Source organism: Citrobacter sp. RHBSTW-00570 (genome assembly GCF_013739755.1).
GTDB classification, from domain to species: domain Bacteria; phylum Pseudomonadota; class Gammaproteobacteria; order Enterobacterales; family Enterobacteriaceae; genus Citrobacter; species Citrobacter braakii.
Genome location: NZ_CP056399.1, coordinates 825,019 through 843,263, shown reverse-complemented (window position 1 = coordinate 843,263; position 18,245 = coordinate 825,019). Strand labels below are relative to the sequence as shown.

Here is an 18,245-nt window from a genome sequence, read left to right as displayed (position 1 = left end):
ATGTCAGGTTTCAGGTTAATTCCCTCTCACTTAAAAATTAAATTCTGGTAGATGCTATACGCCCGGCGCAGCGCCCTCAGACGCCGTGAACCTCGTATACAATCCTGTATCTTCTGCCCTCCGATCCGAAACCACAGATGGCGATAAATGCGAATTAAACCATCCGATAACGTAAACCGAAGCTTGCCCATTGGAGTGCGGGGCGTTCTTAAATGCCTAAAATACTCGCGTCGAAGCGGATGACGACAGCCAGGAAGCCATGGCTTATCCGGGCCTGTAAAATGTAATATGACGGGTCCGGCCAGCGCTGCAACGTGCTCCTGGGCACTAAAAGAAGGTGTCAGGATGTCCGGCAAGTAACAACGCGTCTGGACGTTGTAAATTAAAGGCAGAGTATGAATTTCTCCCTGATGCGCCAAATTCAGCACATCCTGATCCTGCAATCGAATAACTTGCTGAAAGCGGTAATAAATGGTCAGGTATTCTTTTAATGGAGACGGATAACGCGCTCTGAGTGCATCCAGGTTGATAAGGAGTACCCCAGCATTAATGTAAAGGCTCTCAATACCAAGCCTCTGCGCCTGATCTCTTCCGCCCTCATCCGCGCAGGCTCCCATTACTACATTTGCCGGCAAATCATACTGCCAGAGAGGAAGAAGGTTGCCGCATACCACCATATCCGCATCCAACCACAGCACTCGGGATACATCAGTAAGCAATTCCGCAAGCAATAGTCGATACCACGTTCGATGGCTAATATGGCGTCGGTTATTGGGGAGATACTCAAGAGAGTTATGTGAAACCTGATGAAACTGAAAGCGGATGTTGTCACCCCTTTCGTTGGACAGGAGCGCTCTGCTTTTTTGAGATAATGTTTCATCGCACAGTAAATGGATGATGAGTCTTTGTTTCGGATGTAGCCCTGTAATCAGCGATGACAAGAATGTATCGGCATGAACAACATAGGCGTCATCGACTGCGATAGCGACTTGTATTGCCTCATCAATCAACTGGCTTCGATCTGGCTCTACGGGTTGAGAAGGCTTGAGGTATGCAGGAGAAACGCCCGTTGCTACCCCTGTTTGCCCAATCCTCATCTCTGGCCAACGCTGCTGAGCCGCAATGAGCCAGGCCTGCGTCAAACGCTCGGCAAGAAAGCCCCAAACTCGCTGCTGATAATGCGTGTAATGCTCAAGAGAGCGTTGTTGCGATTCCGGTAGTAATACTCCAAAAAGAAACGAACAGTAATCCTGAAAATAAGGATGTCGCATCACCACAAGATTACCCGTGACCATCGAAGTTCGTGAAAGGCAGTCAATCAGAGGGAGATAGAAATCTGGCCAGTCTCGCTTCACTCTTTCAACTATGCTTTCCAGATCGGCACCATGATGTGCACGATGATAATACTCTGCTACCGTCATTATCTGTTCAGGCAACCCAGGGGGATGTACCGGTAGCGCAGGAGCGGTCATAACATCATATGACTCCAGACACTCATTGACCTGTTTCTCCGTCCAGCCGAAATAATGGAGGGTATTTTCATCCAGTTTAGAGAATGTTCCGTTCAGGATCTTATTCTTACGAAACGTCAGCATGCGCCGATAGTGCATCAGCCCATACCAGTCGGCATCGACATTTTTCCATATCCAGTAAAGGGCCGTAAGCTCACTCCAGAAGGGATTTTGAGACGAAATATTGTCCCCTTCGTCGTCCCCCGCCGCGTAATCAAGACGAGTTGAAACAACAGATCGCCCTGCCTGAATGGGTGTAAAATAACGATTTCGAAAGTATGGTGCCGGGCGATGATGGCATACGAAAAAACGGACCACGGGTTCAGACATTATTTTCCTCCCCCGGACCAGCCAGACCGTCACGAAGCCCTATACCCCAGTGCCATATATTGCGGAGTTTTTCAGGGCCACTCATTGCGCCAGCCAATTGCTCAAGCACCCTCAACGCAGTGACATTGTTATTCCATGGAGCACCCGAACGGGTTCTTGATAGCCACAAAAGGTTTCGTGTTAATAACTTACGGCGCTCGGGAGAGACGCCGCTGCGGCTGTTAATATCATGTTGAAATCGTAGCGATGGACACCACAGCATCCTGACACCTTGTCTTGCAAGCGCGGCTCCGGCGGCCAAATCGTCAAAATAAAGAAACAATCTTGTATCCAGTACATCCAGCAATTGCCGTACGACTCTACGCTCAACGCAGCAACCCACAAACGTCAGCGTACAGACCGACGTTATATTGGGCTCTCGGGGCAGCCATCGCTCAGGGAAGAAAAGATAGCCCAACGATTGTCGTAATGTTTGCGGCAAACGCTTAAACGGCATGTTCATTCGGCAAGGTTGATTGAGTGCATCTCGAACATGACTCAACCAAATATCGGCCTGAGGCTGCTTTGCCAGTTCACAAAGCCAATCCGGTGCAGGTTGCGCATCATCATCGTAAAGACAGACGTGCGTCCAACCCGTCACCGCCGTTAACGCTTCTAATCCTGCTGCAAAGCCACCCGCACCACCACGATTCTCAGGTTGATGCAATACAGTCAGCCTTAGCTCATCCAGGCTATCCAGCCATTCTTTGGTTCCATCGGTGGAGGCGTTGTTAACCACCAGCACCTGGTCGAATGACATATTTAGCGTGTGGACCAGCGTCCTTTTCAGCATCGTTAACCTGTTAAAGGTAACAATCAGCGCAGCCACTTTCATGCGTTAGCATCCGGCCAGGCCAAAAAGCGCTCACCTGCTGGGGTTGTTATAAAATGCTTCGCGATCGATATGGCCTGGCGTAGCGTAACGTCCATATCCATATAGCGATAAGTCCCTAATCGCCCGATAAATGTCACACCAGTAAGAGCCGAAGCACGTTCGCGGTAGTGAGTCAGCAGCCGTTCATCATCTGCCATTCGCAGCGGGTAATAAGGGATATCATTCTCTTTGGCCTCCCGAGGGATTTCCCTGACTAAAAGCGTTTGTTGATGCTGCTCCCAGGGACTCAGACGCGCATGGTCAGTAATGCGCGTCCAGGGAACAGATTTATCAGCATAATTCATGACGGCACACCCCTGAGCGTCAGCCGTTGCAGCCTCCCGAATAAAATCCAACGTCCTCCAGCGCAAGCGACCCGCATCATGATTAAACCAGGCATCAAGTGGACCGGACCAGAAAACATGTCCTTTCTCCATCAACTCACGTGCAATTTCTGCCGTCACAGTGACGTCAGTCTGCACCTTAATATTGGGGTGTTGCAGCATAGATTGAACCATCGCGGTATACCCGTCCTGTGGCATACCCTGAAAACGGCTATCAAAATAGCCATCTGTATAGTCAAACCTGAATGGAAGGCGCTTGAGAATAGAAGCCGGAAGCTGCGTAGCCGAACATCCCCACTGCTTTTCGGTGTAATCACGGAAAAACGTCTCATAAAGGGGGGCCCCCATAAGTTCATGCGCATGTTGCTGAAGATTTTCTGCGCCGTCAGGCGTTGAAATCGTCATTGAAGCAAGCCATTTTCGCGCTTCATTGGGCGTCATTGCCGCTGAGCGAAACTGGTTTAAGGTGTGCAAATTTACTGGCAAATTCCAGACCTGCCCCTGGCTGGTCGTAAACACACGATGTTGATATGGCATAAATCGTGCGAAGCGCTGGACAAACTGCCAGACTTCTTCATCGTTGGTATGGAATATATGCGGTCCGTAACGGTGCTCACGCACCTGAGTATGCGGGCATCGTTCATCGTGGCAATTTCCCGCGACATGGTCACGTTGTTCAAAGATGCTAACCTGAGCACCCTGTTCGGCCAGCAGCCGAGCGATGGTCGCGCCGGATAAACCAGCCCCTACGATATAGATATTTTTATTTTTCATTTTTTACTCGCTTCCTGCTGCATAGCTTCTTGATAGAGTGGAAGAATGTCGTTTGGTGAGCCATCGGCAATCATCTGATGGTTTTCGAACCACAGCACGCGATCGCAGAATTGTTGAATATCCTTTGGATTGTGGCTGACGAAAAGAAGGGTGACGCCCTGGGCCCGAAAGCGTTTTAGTACTTCATAGCAGCGTTGGCGGAAAGCAGCATCCCCCACGGCAAGTACCTCATCTACAAGCAAAATATCCGGAGAGATTTGAGTCATAACCGCAAAACCCAGCCTGGCTAACATTCCGCTGGAATAGATTCGTACCGGTTCGTCAATAAAGCGTCCAAGTTCAGCGAAATCGATAATCGCCGGCATCGCTCGTTTAACTTCCTCCCGACGCAGACCCAGCAGCGTTGCATTTAGAGCAATATTTTCCCGACCGGTGAGCTCAGGATGAAATCCGGCCCCCAGCTCCAACATTGAGGCTACGCGGCCACATACCTTTACCTGTCCGGTTGTAGGGGAAAGCACGCCTGCGACAAGTCCCAATAGCGTACTTTTCCCTGCGCCATTGCGGCCTATCAGCGCCACGGATTCTCCACGACGAATACGAAAACTCACATTTTCCAGCGCTGTGTGCTGATGTTGCCTGATCAGAGCTTTAAGCTGTCCTGGATGTAGCAATAGCGATTTAAGACCAGAACCGAGGTGGTGCCAAAGCGGGTAGCTCTTACTTACCTTGACAAGTTCAACCGTCGATGACATCACAAAACCTCCGCGAATCGGGGAGCAAGCCTACGGAGCACTTGATATCCAACCAGTAACATCACGACGGAAAACACAAACATTGACAGCAAATGTTCGCCAGAAAGTCGTCCATGCATAAAAAGTTCACGCCATGCCAGAATCAAAGGTGCCAATGGATTAAGATTGAGAAGCCATTGCCAGCGTGCAGGTACCATTTCAGGCGAATAAAGCACCGGCGTGGCGTAAAACAAGAGCATCAGCCCAAGCTGTACAAAGCGTTCAAGATCGCGCAGAAACAACGTTAGTGACGATAAAAGACAAGACAGTCCAGTCAGAAGAATAAATTGCACTAAAAACAGCAGTGCTCCGCCCCATAGCCAGGCAAATGTAGGTTCTGAACCTGTACGGCTGACCAGCAAAAATAGAGCCAGCACCGGGAGGCTAAATAAAAAATGTACCCCCTCCGTTAACACCTGAGTAATAGGCAAGACTATGCGTGGAAAGGTGGTTTTTTTGATAATGGCACTATTTACAAAAAACAAAGCAGGTGCCGTACTCAGGCAGGACGTAATCCACTGCCAGGGAAAAAGACCGCACAACAAAAAAAGCGGGTAATCAGCAATAGGCACCCGCATGACCTGCCCGAAGATCAGCCAGTAAATAGCCCCGAACATCAGCGGGTGCCCTACAGACCACAGCCAGCCGAACAGACTGTTTTTGTAGCGTACCTTTATCTCTTTTTGGACCAGCACACGAATAAGATCCCGCTGCCACAGTAACGACAAAATAAAACGTTTCATTTTTCAAGTTCCATGACGCCAGAGATCGCGGAGAGACTCAGCACTCGCTCATAACAAGAGAGGTTCTTAGCCGCAGCATGAGAGGCCGTCAGAGAATGAAGCACACGCTGTCGTCCTGCTTCACCCTTGCGTTCACAGCAAGCAGGGTCCTGCAATAGCCGCCTCAGGGCAGCAGCAAACGCAATATCATCGCCATCTTTTATCAGCGCGCCACAACTGTTATCAGCGGGTAAAATGGTACGGCATCCACCGCGATCAAAAGCCACTGAAGGACGACCGCAGCTGGCCGCCTCCAGGAGAATGCGCGGCACCCCTTCTGCATAACGCGATGGAAGCGCAATAATATTGGCCTGAGCAATCAACGCTGGCATATCATGTCGTGCCCCCAACCACTCAATCTCCCCCTCGTGGTGAAGCTGAACGAGCTCTGCTTCGGGAATACGATTCACATCACCTGGGGCTGCGAGTCCTGCCACCTGCAGGCGCAGAGCAACGCCCTCTGAGCGCAACTGTCGACAAATGTTAAGCAACGTGTCGAGCCCTTTAGGGCGAATGAGCCTCCCCGCAAATAACACAACCGGTACGCGATTTCTGGGGAAAGACGAATAAGGAAAAGCATCGGGATTAACCCCTGAGCAACCGGTCACCATCGTGCGGGATATTGTGATACCGCAACTGTCCATGAGCGTCTTGCGATCGCCTTCGTGCTCAAACACCAGCAGGGTTTGAGGTTTTCGAGCAGCCCTACGCCACCACCATCCAATGATTGCCCTGGCCGGTCTCGCGAACAGAAAGGTGCTACTCCACAAGCGGCCTAATCCAGGGAAAGTCAGTGCTACCGGCCAGCGGCCAGCAAGACCGGCACCAATCAGGCAGGGTTTTAGCGTAATACAATGCACCAGATCAGGCTTCAAACGGCGCAACCAACGCGATATTTGCAATCCGCTTTGTATCAGGTTAAACGGGCTTGCTGACGGGCCTTTCAGTGAAATTTCATGCCAGTGAATTCCTGCCTGATGCAATTGGCGCATAACAAACTCATCACCCTGACGGCATAAAAGATGAACGTCATAACCGGCCTTTTTCGCCGCACAGGCGCGGTCCAGCCAATGCAAGGCAAAATAGGCCGCATCGTTAACGATAAAGCAGAGTTTCAAAGATCACCTCGGAGGAAGCGGGGATCGAAAGGAAAATCACGATGCCCCCGGATGCGCCATTGCTCCGCCGCCTCCAGGTCACCTTTCGATTTTGCAATGGTAATTAACGACGCTGTTACATTGGCGTCGTTATGCACATGCAGCCACGCGCTGGCACAGCGTTCAAATTGATTCAAATGAGAGGTTTTTCGGGTCTGATTGAAAGCCATAAGCTCACTGACACACCGGTTAAATTGCAATCGGTCATACTGTGCGATTGAATTTGGTACATCCTTCAGTAGCTCAGTATCCGTTAACCCACTTATTTCAGCGGTGCGCAGGATTGCGCGCGTCTGCCAGGCCGTATGCAAAAAAAACATGCCCCATAAGCAGAGGCCCCCCACTGCAATCAGGATGAAGCGTTTCAGGCTGAGTGAAACTTCCCGAGGTTTAAGCAAACGAACCGGCCAGCTCAGACGAAGCAAAAGCAAAAAAATGACGGCATGCACGGCTGACAGATAAAACGGATACTCTGTCATGCAGTGCAGGGCAATAGGCAGCGTGAGGGCCCAGATCGTACGCGAACGATGCGACCCCTTAATCAAAGGGATGCAAAAAATGCCGGCAAACAACAGCAGCCCGCTCAATGCCACAATGCCGCCTTCAGCCAACACGAAGAGTATTTCATTGTGCGGATGCGTCACCGTATGCTCAAAGCTGGAAACTTGCCCCGTACTTGCGAGCGCATCAGGCCACACGCTTTCAAAACTGCCAGCCCCCGCACCCAAAAGAGGATGCTGTTTTATCAACGCAACACTTCCTTCCAGCATTTGCCTGCGCTGGATGGAAGATTCAGCCCGCATGCGCTCAAGGCTGAAAGCCGATGCATCTTTTGCATCAGAATTTATTGCCGTTTTATCAGCCTGGGATTGCATCTGGTGTTCAGCTGGCACGAGAATTGGGATCCCTGGCGATGGAATGATTTGCACCAGTAGCCAGCAGCCAACGATCAGGCCGGTTATCAGTAGTATTGTTTTTCGACGCATTTTCGCCGGAGAAAAAATAACCAGCCCCACCATGGCAATAGTGGCCCCCAGCCATCCTGTTCTGGAGTGGGTCAAATAAAGGGCGAAACCGATCGTCAATAGAATAACAACCCAGGCAAAAATTGAATTTTTACGGCGGCATTGCACCACGGACCACAGCGTCGCACCGAGGCCCGTCGCCAAAAATGATCCCAGAAGATTTACCTGTCCAAACATACCTAATGGCCGGCCTTCCGCCGCCAGTGGATTGTGATGCAACCAGCGCCATGAAAAATAAGGCGCATAGAGCTGAAGGATGGCAGCGATGGCCTGAAGTAAAGCGGCACCGGCTATTGCCCCAATAAATACTCGTGCATCAAACCACGTCAACTTACATTGCAGCAGTAACCCAAAAAAAACCGTCATAAAAATAATAAATGCAGCTCTGGATAGAGCATTAATTCGCCATCCGTTATCATGTACGATGAATAGTGATATATTCATTAAAATGAGAGCCATAAGCAGCCAGTGGTAATATTTCCCTCCGCGAAATGCAGAATTACTCCATTGACGGATAACAATAACCAAAGACTGCAAAGCAATTACTCCCCAGGTAACAACACTGTGCGCTGAATTAAGCCCTACAGAAGTAACATTATCTGTTGGAAATTGAATGGCAATGAAAAGAAAGGCCAGCACGATATAAAAAAAAACATCTCGACCACTTTGGAAAACAAAAGGAATAATCACCCCCTAATTAACGAGTCTAGTGGTTTTTGGTAATCATCAGCACTATAAAGAGGACTATCCCTTAACTTGCCCGCTTCTATAAGCTCATGAAGATAGCGTGCAATATCGGCCAGTATTTTAGCCACTTCAGGATTATTATTCTCCAGAAGGAACTTTCCGACCAATGCTCTTCTTTCAAGAGTAAAAATACCGTCACTATAATGAATAACTGCGTTCTCCAGAATCTGAAGTCGTTTTAACTCACAAATATCGCATAAAAGAGCGTCAAGCATACACAACCTTTTACTAAAAAATTTAATGAGAACACCAGTCTGATGGCTAAATTCTAAGGCACCTAAAGCGCCTTGTTTACAGAGATTATTTTTACTTGCAGCACCAATCCCAAACACCGAAGAACACGCAAGACTACAATGCGATATAAAATCCAATGAAAAGAAAAGAAATGTATTTTTTTATAAAACTCATAATTATATATACTCTGCTATAAGGGTAGCAGTGCATGAAAACGGGCCTTCTTCAGGATCCTCTGCGGGATCAGTAATTAGTTTCACCATTAACTTAGGTGGAGCAGTAACGTTTTCAACCTTAAACTCTTCGTTCAGTTTCAGCGGAACGCTATCTTTATAAAATTGGATCCATAGGCCTTTGCGACCAGAGTCAATAATACTACCGTCAGATGGCACTGGTGTTGCCTTAAGGGTCAATAAAACCGTATTCGCTCCGCCAACGCTGCCACAATCAAGCTCGTAGTCAATGTTTCGTGTATAATTTTCGCTTTCTATTTTATTGATCCCAATGTTGCCAAAAGCGATTTCAATGGTCCGGTCATTATTAATGGAACATGCCGTCATAGCCTGAAGCAGCCCGGTAAAGGTGAAATCCACGCTGTCTCCCGTTTGCTTCGAAATAGCCAGCATGCTACACGATACTGTCCCAAAAAAAATGAAAGCCAGCATCAGGATGAATTTTTTCATCTTCATTTCTCCTCCCCCTCTCAATCAAATGCCATTAATAACGTGGCGGAGGAGGTAATTCGATTACCGCTGATCAGTTTATTGCTGACGTCTGTTTGCACCAGTTGAGCTTCCAAAGTGGGAAACTGCCCAACCTCCACGGCAAACGGCGTATTCACATCCTGAATCTGTCCATTCACTTTAAGTGCGATCCCAAGTCCTGTGGCGGCCACCCCGCCTTCGATACCGACTTTTAGCAATTTATTGCCGTTGTAATCTTGCGAACTGCCGTCTTTTGAGGAAAGCTTCATCGTCGCCGAGCCCGCCGAATCACCCGAGCAGGTCATATCACTGACCAGCGGTTCAATATAGGTTCTTCCTAATTCATTACTCGTGGAGCTAAAACGGATATCACCAAAATCGACCAGTAGCTCTCCCCCCTGATTGAAGGTGCATTTGCCTGTCACGACAATCGTGCCTGAAATATTAATATTTATTTCAGACCGATTCGCTGCATAGCTACTGTCGGCATGCGCCATGCCTGCAGCACATAGCAAAAGGATTAGTAAGACCAACCCAAAACGGTAAATCCATGAGCCCCACAACAAGGGATGGCACACTACCGTTCGGGTAATTAAGCCCCAGTTTCTTCTCTTCACGGATAATCCACCTTAAAAGTCGCCGTCACTGCGAAGGGCCCAGGCTTTACAGTGTTAGTTTCAATAGCCTCTGGCTCCGCCTCGATATACCCCTGTAAGGTAATCACCGACTCTTTGTTGCTCAGAAGAAAGAGCGGACTTGGCTTGTTAATGGGGATCAATTGTGGTGCCACTTCCGAATCGGCATCTGGCAAGGTTTCAATTCCGAAAGCCAGACCATTTTCCTCACCGTTATTGGTGGCCAATAGCCCCGGTAAGGACCCGCTTTCCGCCCCGAGGAAGGTAACCGTCGCACTGTTGCCCATACTGGTATCGCAATCAGTGAGCTTGATAGAAAAACGAATACCCGGCGTGCGCTTAGCCGTTTGAAAGTACTTACCGACAATCGTGCCAAAATCCAGTGGAATATCCGCTGATTCCGGAGCTAACGTGCAGGGTTCGGTGACTAAATTGCCGGTGATTTGAATATTATTTTCCACTGAGTGAACAGGCATAATAGACATATAACCCAACAACACGGCCAAAATCATCCGGGCGTTCATTAATCATACTCCAGTGCGAAATTCACCGTGGCGTAGTACTCACCAGCCGTAAGTGGGGCGGAAGTTCTCTCTACGCTCACGCTGTAAACCAGTTCATCCTGTTCTGGTGAGATAAATTGAGCCGGCCCCTGCTCGCCTAAGCGAACATCCAGCCCCCGGTGATCCGTCAAACGAAGGCCTATACCTTTTACGCCAATTACGCCAACCAACTCGGGGTTATCAGCGTCTGCCTGCGCCTGAAATCGAACGGAAAGAACGGGCTGAATAGCGTCCCAGGCGAGACTGCCGGTTCGTTTATCCACCAGACTGCCGCCTTTACGGGTGCAATCTTTCAGACGCAGCAAAAATGTAACGGCTGCACTGCGATCGCCCGGATGCTGCAACTCGATAGTGGGCGTCGCTCCCAGTTCAACATCCTGCCAGCGGGAAATCATATCGAGGTGACATACGCCTTCGGTCAATGCACCACGCACATGAATTTCCCCGTGCGCTCCTTCCACATCCCAATGATCCACAGCGAAAGTGGTGACAGGCAGTGCCACCATAACTACCGTTAAAAACGATGTCAGCAATTTCAGTCTGGTACGCATCATTTACCCCTCCATTTTCCACCAGACGTCCTTCGCGAAAACATCCGGTAGAATGGCCTTAACCGACCTTAGTGCTTTTAAGCGTGCAGCTATTTCCTGCGCAGCTAAAAATCAGTTTTGGGCGACCGCCGTAATCATTGACATAGGTCAGGACAGGGCTGTTGCCCACCGCTGAAACCGGCACGCCTAATGGTGCTTTCCCCATAGGTTCCAGCATCAATGGTTTGAAATCATTTATATTTTCCCCGCCTGATTCCGTCGACACCGCGGTAAAGGTGATAAAATAAGGCGTTGGGTTATGCACCACATATTTGCCCCCCTCTTTAGTCAAAGTCACCTGCTCCTGCCAAGGCTTACTGTTTGGCTCAACCTTCAGTGCTGCCGGGCGATAAAACAGTTTGATGCGCGTCTGTAATGCAATCTGCAACGTATTGGGTTTACTACTCTTCGGCGGGATCTCACGCAAGTTAAAGTAGTAAAGGCTCTCCCGGTCCTGCGCCAGCAGGTTCATTCCAGGAGTGGCCTGCACTTTTACCTGGGTTTTGGCGCCGGGTTCGATACGCTGCACGGGTGGAAGCGCAGTCAGAGGGCTGGTAATCTTGTTACCTTGCGCATCGTCAATCCAAACCTGCGCTAGATATGGCAGCTCTTTATTCTGGTTCGTCACCCCCATTGAGACAGAGTTATCTCCTCCATCCAGCACCACGCGAGTGCGATCCAGAGCAAGGGCAGCATTCGCAGATTGTGAAAGCCCCATTAACACCAGAGTAATTGCACACGCCCTGGAGGTAATGGCCAAACGGGATTGAATAGTCATTTTCATATTTCGCTTATCTATTAATATTACTGATAATCATCTACCCGATTCACCGATTAATTATTTTACGTCGGCAACACAGGGTAATAACAAATTTCCATCTGGCAGTGTGGCAGGCAGTGTGATAACACACTGAGTCTCCCCATCCCAGTTCACTTCCATTGTTTCTTCAGGTTTAATACCTGTTAACCAGACCATACCGTCTTCACTGATAATTCCCGTCTGGTCTTTATTTTTATTCAGTATCGTTGCACCAAATGGTGGTGTACTGCCATCCGCTAGTTTGATAATGGCCATCGCTTTATGTCCGGCGATAATACCAAAACGACGATAACCAATTGCTCCCTGAGTCAGAGTTCCCTGTACAACCGAACGCGTGGCTTCCACATCCTCGCCCAATTTATTCAAATCTATATTAATATTATTGCGGTAATAACTCGCCACATCACCAACGACTGTTTTACCAAACATATTTGAGTACGACGGTGCACCTGTATTTCTTACCGGGACATTCGACACGCCACCGGTATCCACCATCATTCGCGTTCCGCCTGTAGCACCAATGCGATGTAATGCCGCTCCCTTCGTCGTGGCTGTAATCCCGCCTCTCATAGAGGCTCCCGCAGCGCGATAGCGATTTCCCTCGAAACTACTGTTAAAGTTCATTTCGCTGAAATCGCCCTGGTGCGATAGATAGCCGCTACCGCTGATTCTATTGTCTCGTGTTACCCCCGCACTCAGACTATAATTGTCATGGTCACCCATGCTATTAGAGTAAGTCGCCCTTTGAGAATTTGTACCACCACTGTAGGATGCATCGTAACTTAATGTCCCCCCCCCACCCCATGGAATGGAAAGGCTGACAAAAGCACCGTCATCTTTCAAGCCATTATATTCACTGCGAAATGCGGAAACATTTGCACTCATACTTTTAAACATCATGAAATCAAAATATCGCGACATTGATATATTATATGTGTTATTTGTCGGATGATCCCAATAGGTCTGATGGCTGTAATTTAAATAAAGCGATGTACGCCAGTCTCGTAATTGTTGGCTAAAACTGATGGTATAAAGCTGCTTGCTGCTATTAGCCTGCTTATATCCCTGATATTTCGCGTTCAGGTATTGGTTTACGTTCATAAAGTTTCGTTCCGAAAAACGATAACCTGCAAACGTCACCTGACTGTCAGTCTCATCAAAACGCTTGGAATAACTAAGGCGATATGAACCACCTTGCTTTGTCCCCTCTTCCGGTACTACCGCCCGAGACTGCGTAATATCAAATGATAATGCACCGAAGGCCATTAAATCACGCCCTACCCCCAACGCGAGTGAAGTGTAGTCCCCTGCGGTCAGGCCCCCACCAAATAGTGACCAGCCGTTAGTGACACCCCAGGAAAACTCTCCAGTGCCAAACACCGGCCCTTGGCTGTGATGATCATAATTCGACGGTTTACCGGTCGAAAATTTATAGCGCACACGTCCGGGCCTGGACAAATAAGGAATGGTCGCAGTATCAACCTGATACTGGCTGCTACTGCCATCCTCCTCCGCAACTTTCACATCAAGTTTACCGCTGATGGCATTGCTCAAATCCTGAATACGGAATGGACCAGCAGCAACGGTAGTTTCATAAATCACTCGCCCCTGCTGACTGATCGTGACTTTGGCATTGGTCTTTGCAATCCCGGTAACCTCTGGTGCATAACCACGCAGGTTAGGTGGCAGCATGCTGTCATCCGAAATCAGGCTGGCCCCGGTGTAGCGGAAACTGTCAAAGATGTCGGAGGATAAATAATCTTCCCCGAGGGTCAATTTCGCCCGGGCGGCAGCTATCGACCGGTATAAATAGTAACGATTCCAGCTCCAGTCCTGCTGATTACCACCACTATTATTCGTTTGATGACTGTAGTTTCCCTGCCAGTCAGCTCGAAAACGCCATGCGCCAACGTTAATCCCGGCAACCCCATTGCCGCTGAGCGTTTTAGCATCGCTGCCCTGTTGCTGGTGAGTTGTCTGACCATTCACACTGTAGTCAAACAATACGCCGGGGATCCCTTCATCCCAGCGAGACGGAGGATCCCAGTTTTCTGAGGTGTACTCCAGATAAGCCTGGGGTAAATTAACTTTCACCGCGCTGGCACCGAGGTCTCCAGCCACAGACATACCGGGAAGAGATGCGGGGTCCATACATTCGTTATTGTGCCACCAGGTGAGCTTTTTGGCAGAAGCTTCCGTCAGCCCTAACTGTTCCACGACATCATGAGTCAGGCATGCATAGCTTTTATTTGCATCATCATCTGGGGCAAAAAATTGAATCTCTCGTTCCGGCAACGTATTGTTATTAATCTGAACAGCCAGGGTATAGCTCCCGGGCATCACATACCCGGCCTGTGAAAACTGGCTCAAATCAATTTGAGAACGATCTTTAAGGTCAAGTACATCCGTATTAAACTGAACATTATCGTCAGCCACTGCAATCTGACAACTGGAAAGTACCAAAAATATTTCGAGCGCAAGCGGACGAATTTTCCCCAAACATCCTGGATTATGTTTCATTAAAAATAATCCACCTTAAAGCGAATAATACTATAGTAATCACCAGGCCTGATTTCCTGGCCATTACCTTTCAAATGAAGTTGGTAATTCAGTGCCATTAACCCCGGTGAAAGCATTCCTGCGGGTAACGCCTTTCCAGGAATGGCTATATTCCCGTTATGATCGCTAATTTCAAGCGCAATACCTTTGGCTTCACCTGTAACATTAAATAACTTTCCGTCATCAGATGAACCATCGAAAGTGACCTGAAAGTGGCTCCACTGTTTTGGGGGAGGACCATCAGACTGTAACGAGCAGCTTTCGAGATTAATATGAAACGAAACGCTTACCTTTTCAGTGGGCTGAATAACCATCGCAACAGGTTGCGTTGTTATTTGCACGGTCTGGTAGCGATCATCCATAGTAATACTGCAGGCAGTATCAATGATACTCCCCTGCATGTTGACTCGGCCACGACTCTGTTGAGAAGCGGTAACATGACATGAACATGCTGCAAGCAAGAGGCAAGTTAGGGTTGTAGATTTTATTTTTTTAAAATAATGCATAACTACTGTTCTTTCCTGCTTACCAGCATTGGCGATTTAAATACAGGCGCAAACATTTGTCAGCGCCTGTATTGTTATTCTAAATGTCAGAACAACAGTTAAAACTTACTCGTAAGACATTACGAAGTTAGCAGTAGAGGTAAACGTACCTGGCACAACAGCGCCGGAAGTAGTTGCACCCTGAACATAAGCCTGGAACTGCAGTTCGTTATCGCCATCGTTAAGTACGATCGCTTTTGCAGTTGTATTTGGAGTAATTACATTGCTACCCATATCAGTAATTGTTACGCCCACACCTTGAGCCTGACCAGTAACTGCAAAGGAACTATCCAGACCCTGAGTTTTATCACCTTCATAACCGTTAAAAGCCACATTCACTTCATTGATGGTGTCGAAAGAACAATCGTGCAGCTGGATGCTGAAATCTACAGGAGTAGAACGGTTGCCGTCCTCTAAAGCACCTTTGGCAATAGCACCCAATTGAACGGTCTGATCAAGGCTTTCTGAATCAATTGAACATGGGGCATCAACAACAGAACCCTTAAAGGTAATTTTACCGTGGCCCTGATCCTCAGCGGCATGTGCACCAGTAATCATTACAGAGGACATAGCTACCGCAAGAAGAATTTTTTTCATAATAAGTACTTTTCCTGAATTTAGAGACATTCCTGTCTATTTAGAATGAAATGTAGTTCGAAAATATACACTCCCGAATACGCGCTTATTATTAAACAGCATATGCAGCGCAGTCAAACCCCATTAAAAATAAACCAAGCCACTGAATTTAAAGGAAAAATCAAAAACACACAAAATCATAAAAAATATAATCACTGCAAAAACACTCCCACATTAAAATCTAGATATAATATTCTGTTATTTTATAAAACACGAGATTAAAAACCTAAACGCTGCCAATTTTACAGACTTATAAACCAAGCAAATTAAATTTACCAACATATGTTACCAAAAGTTAAAATCTAACCTATAAAAACCAACAAAAAACACACATTTAACACATAAAAATTTTTAATTTTAATTTAAATCATCAAATAAATATTTAATGCCTGAATAAAGAAAATATAATATTAGCAAAGTTAAGAAAGGTAAAAATAGGAAAGAGGGTTCTAGGTAGAGTGTACAGAATCATTATGACGGCAGAATAAAATACTTTAAAAAACTAAGCTTTTATTCCGCCACCAATGAGAGCGGTGTAGGCGGTTACAGACGACACGAGAGTATGTATATGAAGATTTTCACCCAACGTAGTCAGGCGATGTGATGATAAAAAAAGGGGGGGGAGAATATCATGGCAGGAGGGACATTAGTTTTAGTAAAACTCAATCTTTAAACGTTAAAATTCCTTTGATAAAAAGACCCTCAACTGCAAAAGCCCCTGCAAATTCAGCTTACTTGTTACATTTCTGACCATGGTGTAGAAAGTTTTCTCGGTCATGTTGGTAAGCTTTGCGGAGCGCAAAATGTTCTCCTCCTGGCATAAAGCATGTAAGCATTGACGCTCCCTCACCGTTAGTAGAGAAAGCTGGTGATACTGATTAACCATCTCTTTCAGTTCTTTGAAGGTTGATAATTTGATAGCGCTAATATCGTTTTTGATCCGCAATAACGATTCACTGACTGGAATGGGGTTCAGTTTGTCCATAAGCCTGAAAATAATGCTTTTGCTACCTACATAGGTTAGCCGTTTGTTTTTGGGTAACCTCAACACCTCAAGTTCACCTATTAATTCATATAAAGAATTAAATGAGTCAAGATCCAGTACAATTACATCATCCACTAAATTACTGTTCCGCATCAACTCCTTAATTCCTATTCTTAAATAAGAATTATTGGTAAGAACTGTGACAGCCATAAACCTACATCCCTAGAAAAAATGAGTAAAAGATTTAAACATTATCATTGTTATCTTTATATTATAAATAACTCAGTTATTAAAATAGATTAGATGACAATTGGAAGATTCATCGCGATTTAGTGAGATAGATTATGAGTAAACACAACATGCAGAAAAACAAAACAACCATCACTTGCCCAAAAGCATATAAACCAAGTAATGCAAAACTTTTCTCGTACATCCTGGAACCCTTAATTTTTGCTAAATAATAGCCATAAAATTATTTTCTAACATCTATTACTCATTGCTAAACTGTGGCAATTAATACGAAAGACTTTACGCCTAGAAATCTAAACATAGATTCAACAAAAATTCAGACCAAAAAACACGATATTTTCATGACAACCCAATCCAAAGGCGACATTTACACCTAACAAAGCAATAAATACGATATTTTAGACCACAAAAATAGACTGTACTTAGGCAGATTAAATCGGCTCACCGGGATCCACACTTTTGCTTTTTCTCCCTGCTTACCTGACGGGATCTCACCTTGAAAGCGCATGGCATGACCGGCGTAATGCTCTGAGGCAGGATTTCGAGCATGAAATAGAACGTTATTTCGCCGAAGCCAATATCATTCTGCTGTTGGACACTAGCGACCTTAATGTATTGAGTTATCGCTGGAATAATGAAATAAAGAATGCAATGGCTCGACATGAACGCTGAGAAGCAATATTGATCCCAGTGATTTTACGCAACTGTACCTGGCACAATCTTCCCTTGGGGAAGCTACTGGCAGCACAACCAAGGACGGGAAAGCGATTACTTAAGTTGGCTGGGTCATGATTCATAATGGGTTTGCTCTGTTCTTTTGCGAAATAGTCGGGGGTTATGGATTGTTACGCTGGTAACCTGCTCATCACCATTCGAAATGGTGAGTGCCAGCACCAGGGGGAGTTCTTAAGATGCGGTCGCTAAACACCGCGGGTAACCAACGGGCACACAAAAATCCGGCAAAACACTTGCCGCGCGTAAAGCCAGCGGCATTAATGCATTACGAATGATTCGGGTCTTCCAGTTTGACCGTCATTATCTATGGCCGACGTCGCAGCAGTAATTCAGTTGCTCGATGGATTCTTCAATACTGTAAATGCCCGTCCCTCACGAAACACAGTATCTATCCCTGCGGTAATGATCACAGCACTATCCTGGCGCTGGCGGTAGCATCCCATCCTGATCTGGATGATACGCCGCTGTCTGTTTCCGAGGACGCGTCTATGGCATCAGGGTGCAGTGATGGGCTGTGTGCACTGTAGGGGTCCCGATAGAGATCCTGGCGTTAACCTTTTAGGGCACTCAGTAATAATCCCTGATGAATATTATTATTAATTTTTCATGATTT

General features: G+C 47.0%; 17 protein-coding genes. All 17 read right to left on the bottom strand.

Translation table 11 applies throughout. The features are described 5' to 3' along the window. Positions 1 to 26: 26 nt before the first annotated feature. Positions 27 to 1,841, bottom strand: coding sequence for a DUF4422 domain-containing protein (locus HV237_RS04040; RefSeq protein ID WP_047358696.1), 1,815 nt, complete (start codon positions 1,839 to 1,841; stop codon positions 27 to 29). Then, a complete protein-coding gene (locus HV237_RS04035; protein WP_052951278.1) occupies positions 1,834 to 2,715 on the bottom strand; it encodes a glycosyltransferase in 882 nt (293 codons plus the stop codon). Before HV237_RS04035 ends, HV237_RS04040 begins: the two co-directional genes overlap by 8 nt. Next, the gene (locus tag HV237_RS04030) at positions 2,712 to 3,872 is read right to left on the bottom strand and encodes a UDP-galactopyranose mutase (RefSeq protein ID WP_047358695.1); all 1,161 of its coding nucleotides are present in this window, start codon (positions 3,870 to 3,872) and stop codon (positions 2,712 to 2,714) included. The genes HV237_RS04035 and HV237_RS04030 overlap by 4 nt, the downstream gene beginning before the upstream one ends. Next, a complete protein-coding gene (locus tag HV237_RS04025) occupies positions 3,869 to 4,627 on the bottom strand; it encodes an ABC transporter ATP-binding protein (RefSeq protein WP_047358694.1) in 759 nt (252 codons plus the stop codon). Before HV237_RS04025 ends, HV237_RS04030 begins: the two co-directional genes overlap by 4 nt. Continuing rightward, entirely contained in the window at positions 4,627 to 5,409 is a 783-nt protein-coding gene (locus HV237_RS04020) for an ABC transporter permease (protein WP_047358693.1), read from the bottom strand. Before HV237_RS04020 ends, HV237_RS04025 begins: the two co-directional genes overlap by 1 nt. Then, positions 5,406 to 6,566 carry a glycosyltransferase family 4 protein gene (locus HV237_RS04015; protein WP_052951277.1) on the bottom strand — a complete coding sequence of 387 codons (1,161 nt, stop codon included), beginning with the start codon at positions 6,564 to 6,566 and terminating at the stop codon, positions 5,406 to 5,408. The genes HV237_RS04020 and HV237_RS04015 overlap by 4 nt, the downstream gene beginning before the upstream one ends. Next, entirely contained in the window at positions 6,563 to 8,320 is a 1,758-nt protein-coding gene (locus tag HV237_RS04010; RefSeq protein ID WP_047358692.1) for an O-antigen ligase family protein, read from the bottom strand. The genes HV237_RS04015 and HV237_RS04010 overlap by 4 nt, the downstream gene beginning before the upstream one ends. Next, on the bottom strand, positions 8,317 to 8,709 hold the full coding sequence (locus HV237_RS04005; protein WP_131351411.1) for a hypothetical protein: 393 nt from the start codon (positions 8,707 to 8,709) through the stop codon (positions 8,317 to 8,319). The genes HV237_RS04010 and HV237_RS04005 overlap by 4 nt, the downstream gene beginning before the upstream one ends. A 78-nt stretch (positions 8,710 to 8,787) precedes the next feature. Further along, positions 8,788 to 9,294 (bottom strand): fimbrial protein, encoded by a 507-nt coding sequence (locus HV237_RS04000; protein ID WP_052951276.1) that lies wholly within the window; start codon positions 9,292 to 9,294, stop codon positions 8,788 to 8,790. A 20-nt stretch (positions 9,295 to 9,314) separates the two neighbouring features. Continuing rightward, positions 9,315 to 9,932, bottom strand: a complete 618-nt coding sequence (locus HV237_RS03995) for a fimbrial protein (RefSeq protein WP_131351414.1) — start codon at positions 9,930 to 9,932, stop codon at positions 9,315 to 9,317. Then, positions 9,929 to 10,474 (bottom strand): fimbrial protein, encoded by a 546-nt coding sequence (locus HV237_RS03990; protein ID WP_052951275.1) that lies wholly within the window; start codon positions 10,472 to 10,474, stop codon positions 9,929 to 9,931. Before HV237_RS03990 ends, HV237_RS03995 begins: the two co-directional genes overlap by 4 nt. Next, positions 10,474 to 11,067 (bottom strand): fimbrial protein, encoded by a 594-nt coding sequence (locus HV237_RS03985; protein WP_240489686.1) that lies wholly within the window; start codon positions 11,065 to 11,067, stop codon positions 10,474 to 10,476. Before HV237_RS03985 ends, HV237_RS03990 begins: the two co-directional genes overlap by 1 nt. Before the next feature lie 55 nt (positions 11,068 to 11,122). Next, the gene (locus tag HV237_RS03980; RefSeq protein WP_053389978.1) at positions 11,123 to 11,821 is read right to left on the bottom strand and encodes a fimbria/pilus periplasmic chaperone; all 699 of its coding nucleotides are present in this window, start codon (positions 11,819 to 11,821) and stop codon (positions 11,123 to 11,125) included. Positions 11,822 to 11,941: 120 nt separating this feature from the next. Beyond that, positions 11,942 to 14,443, bottom strand: coding sequence for an outer membrane usher protein (locus HV237_RS03975; RefSeq protein ID WP_047358688.1), 2,502 nt, complete (start codon positions 14,441 to 14,443; stop codon positions 11,942 to 11,944). After that, the gene (locus HV237_RS03970; RefSeq protein ID WP_047358687.1) at positions 14,443 to 14,988 is read right to left on the bottom strand and encodes a fimbrial protein; all 546 of its coding nucleotides are present in this window, start codon (positions 14,986 to 14,988) and stop codon (positions 14,443 to 14,445) included. The genes HV237_RS03975 and HV237_RS03970 overlap by 1 nt, the downstream gene beginning before the upstream one ends. A 105-nt stretch (positions 14,989 to 15,093) precedes the next feature. Continuing rightward, a complete protein-coding gene (locus tag HV237_RS03965) occupies positions 15,094 to 15,624 on the bottom strand; it encodes a fimbrial protein (protein ID WP_233598386.1) in 531 nt (176 codons plus the stop codon). Positions 15,625 to 16,339: 715 nt separating this feature from the next. Then, positions 16,340 to 16,858 (bottom strand): hypothetical protein, encoded by a 519-nt coding sequence (locus HV237_RS03960; protein WP_131351417.1) that lies wholly within the window; start codon positions 16,856 to 16,858, stop codon positions 16,340 to 16,342. Positions 16,859 to 18,245: the final 1,387 nt, after the last annotated feature.

Excerpts from the sequence above, each read along its gene's own strand:
- HV237_RS04040 (WP_047358696.1), bottom strand. The coding sequence starts at position 1,841 with ATGTCTGAACCCGTGGTCCGTTTTTTCGTATGCCATCATCGCCCGGCA.
- HV237_RS04035 (WP_052951278.1), bottom strand. The coding sequence starts at position 2,715 with ATGAAAGTGGCTGCGCTGATTGTTACCTTTAACAGGTTAACGATGCTG.
- HV237_RS04030 (WP_047358695.1), bottom strand. The coding sequence starts at position 3,872 with ATGAAAAATAAAAATATCTATATCGTAGGGGCTGGTTTATCCGGCGCG.
- HV237_RS04025 (WP_047358694.1), bottom strand. The coding sequence starts at position 4,627 with ATGTCATCGACGGTTGAACTTGTCAAGGTAAGTAAGAGCTACCCGCTT.
- HV237_RS04020 (WP_047358693.1), bottom strand. The coding sequence starts at position 5,409 with ATGAAACGTTTTATTTTGTCGTTACTGTGGCAGCGGGATCTTATTCGT.
- HV237_RS04000 (WP_052951276.1), bottom strand. The coding sequence starts at position 9,294 with ATGAAAAAATTCATCCTGATGCTGGCTTTCATTTTTTTTGGGACAGTA.
- HV237_RS03990 (WP_052951275.1), bottom strand. The coding sequence starts at position 10,474 with ATGAACGCCCGGATGATTTTGGCCGTGTTGTTGGGTTATATGTCTATT.
- HV237_RS03985 (WP_240489686.1), bottom strand. The coding sequence starts at position 11,067 with ATGATGCGTACCAGACTGAAATTGCTGACATCGTTTTTAACGGTAGTT.
- HV237_RS03980 (WP_053389978.1), bottom strand. The coding sequence starts at position 11,821 with ATGGGGCTTTCACAATCTGCGAATGCTGCCCTTGCTCTGGATCGCACT.
- HV237_RS03975 (WP_047358688.1), bottom strand. The coding sequence starts at position 14,443 with ATGAAACATAATCCAGGATGTTTGGGGAAAATTCGTCCGCTTGCGCTC.
- HV237_RS03970 (WP_047358687.1), bottom strand. The coding sequence starts at position 14,988 with ATGCATTATTTTAAAAAAATAAAATCTACAACCCTAACTTGCCTCTTG.
- HV237_RS03965 (WP_233598386.1), bottom strand. The coding sequence starts at position 15,624 with ATGAAAAAAATTCTTCTTGCGGTAGCTATGTCCTCTGTAATGATTACT.
- HV237_RS03960 (WP_131351417.1), bottom strand. The coding sequence starts at position 16,858 with ATGGCTGTCACAGTTCTTACCAATAATTCTTATTTAAGAATAGGAATT.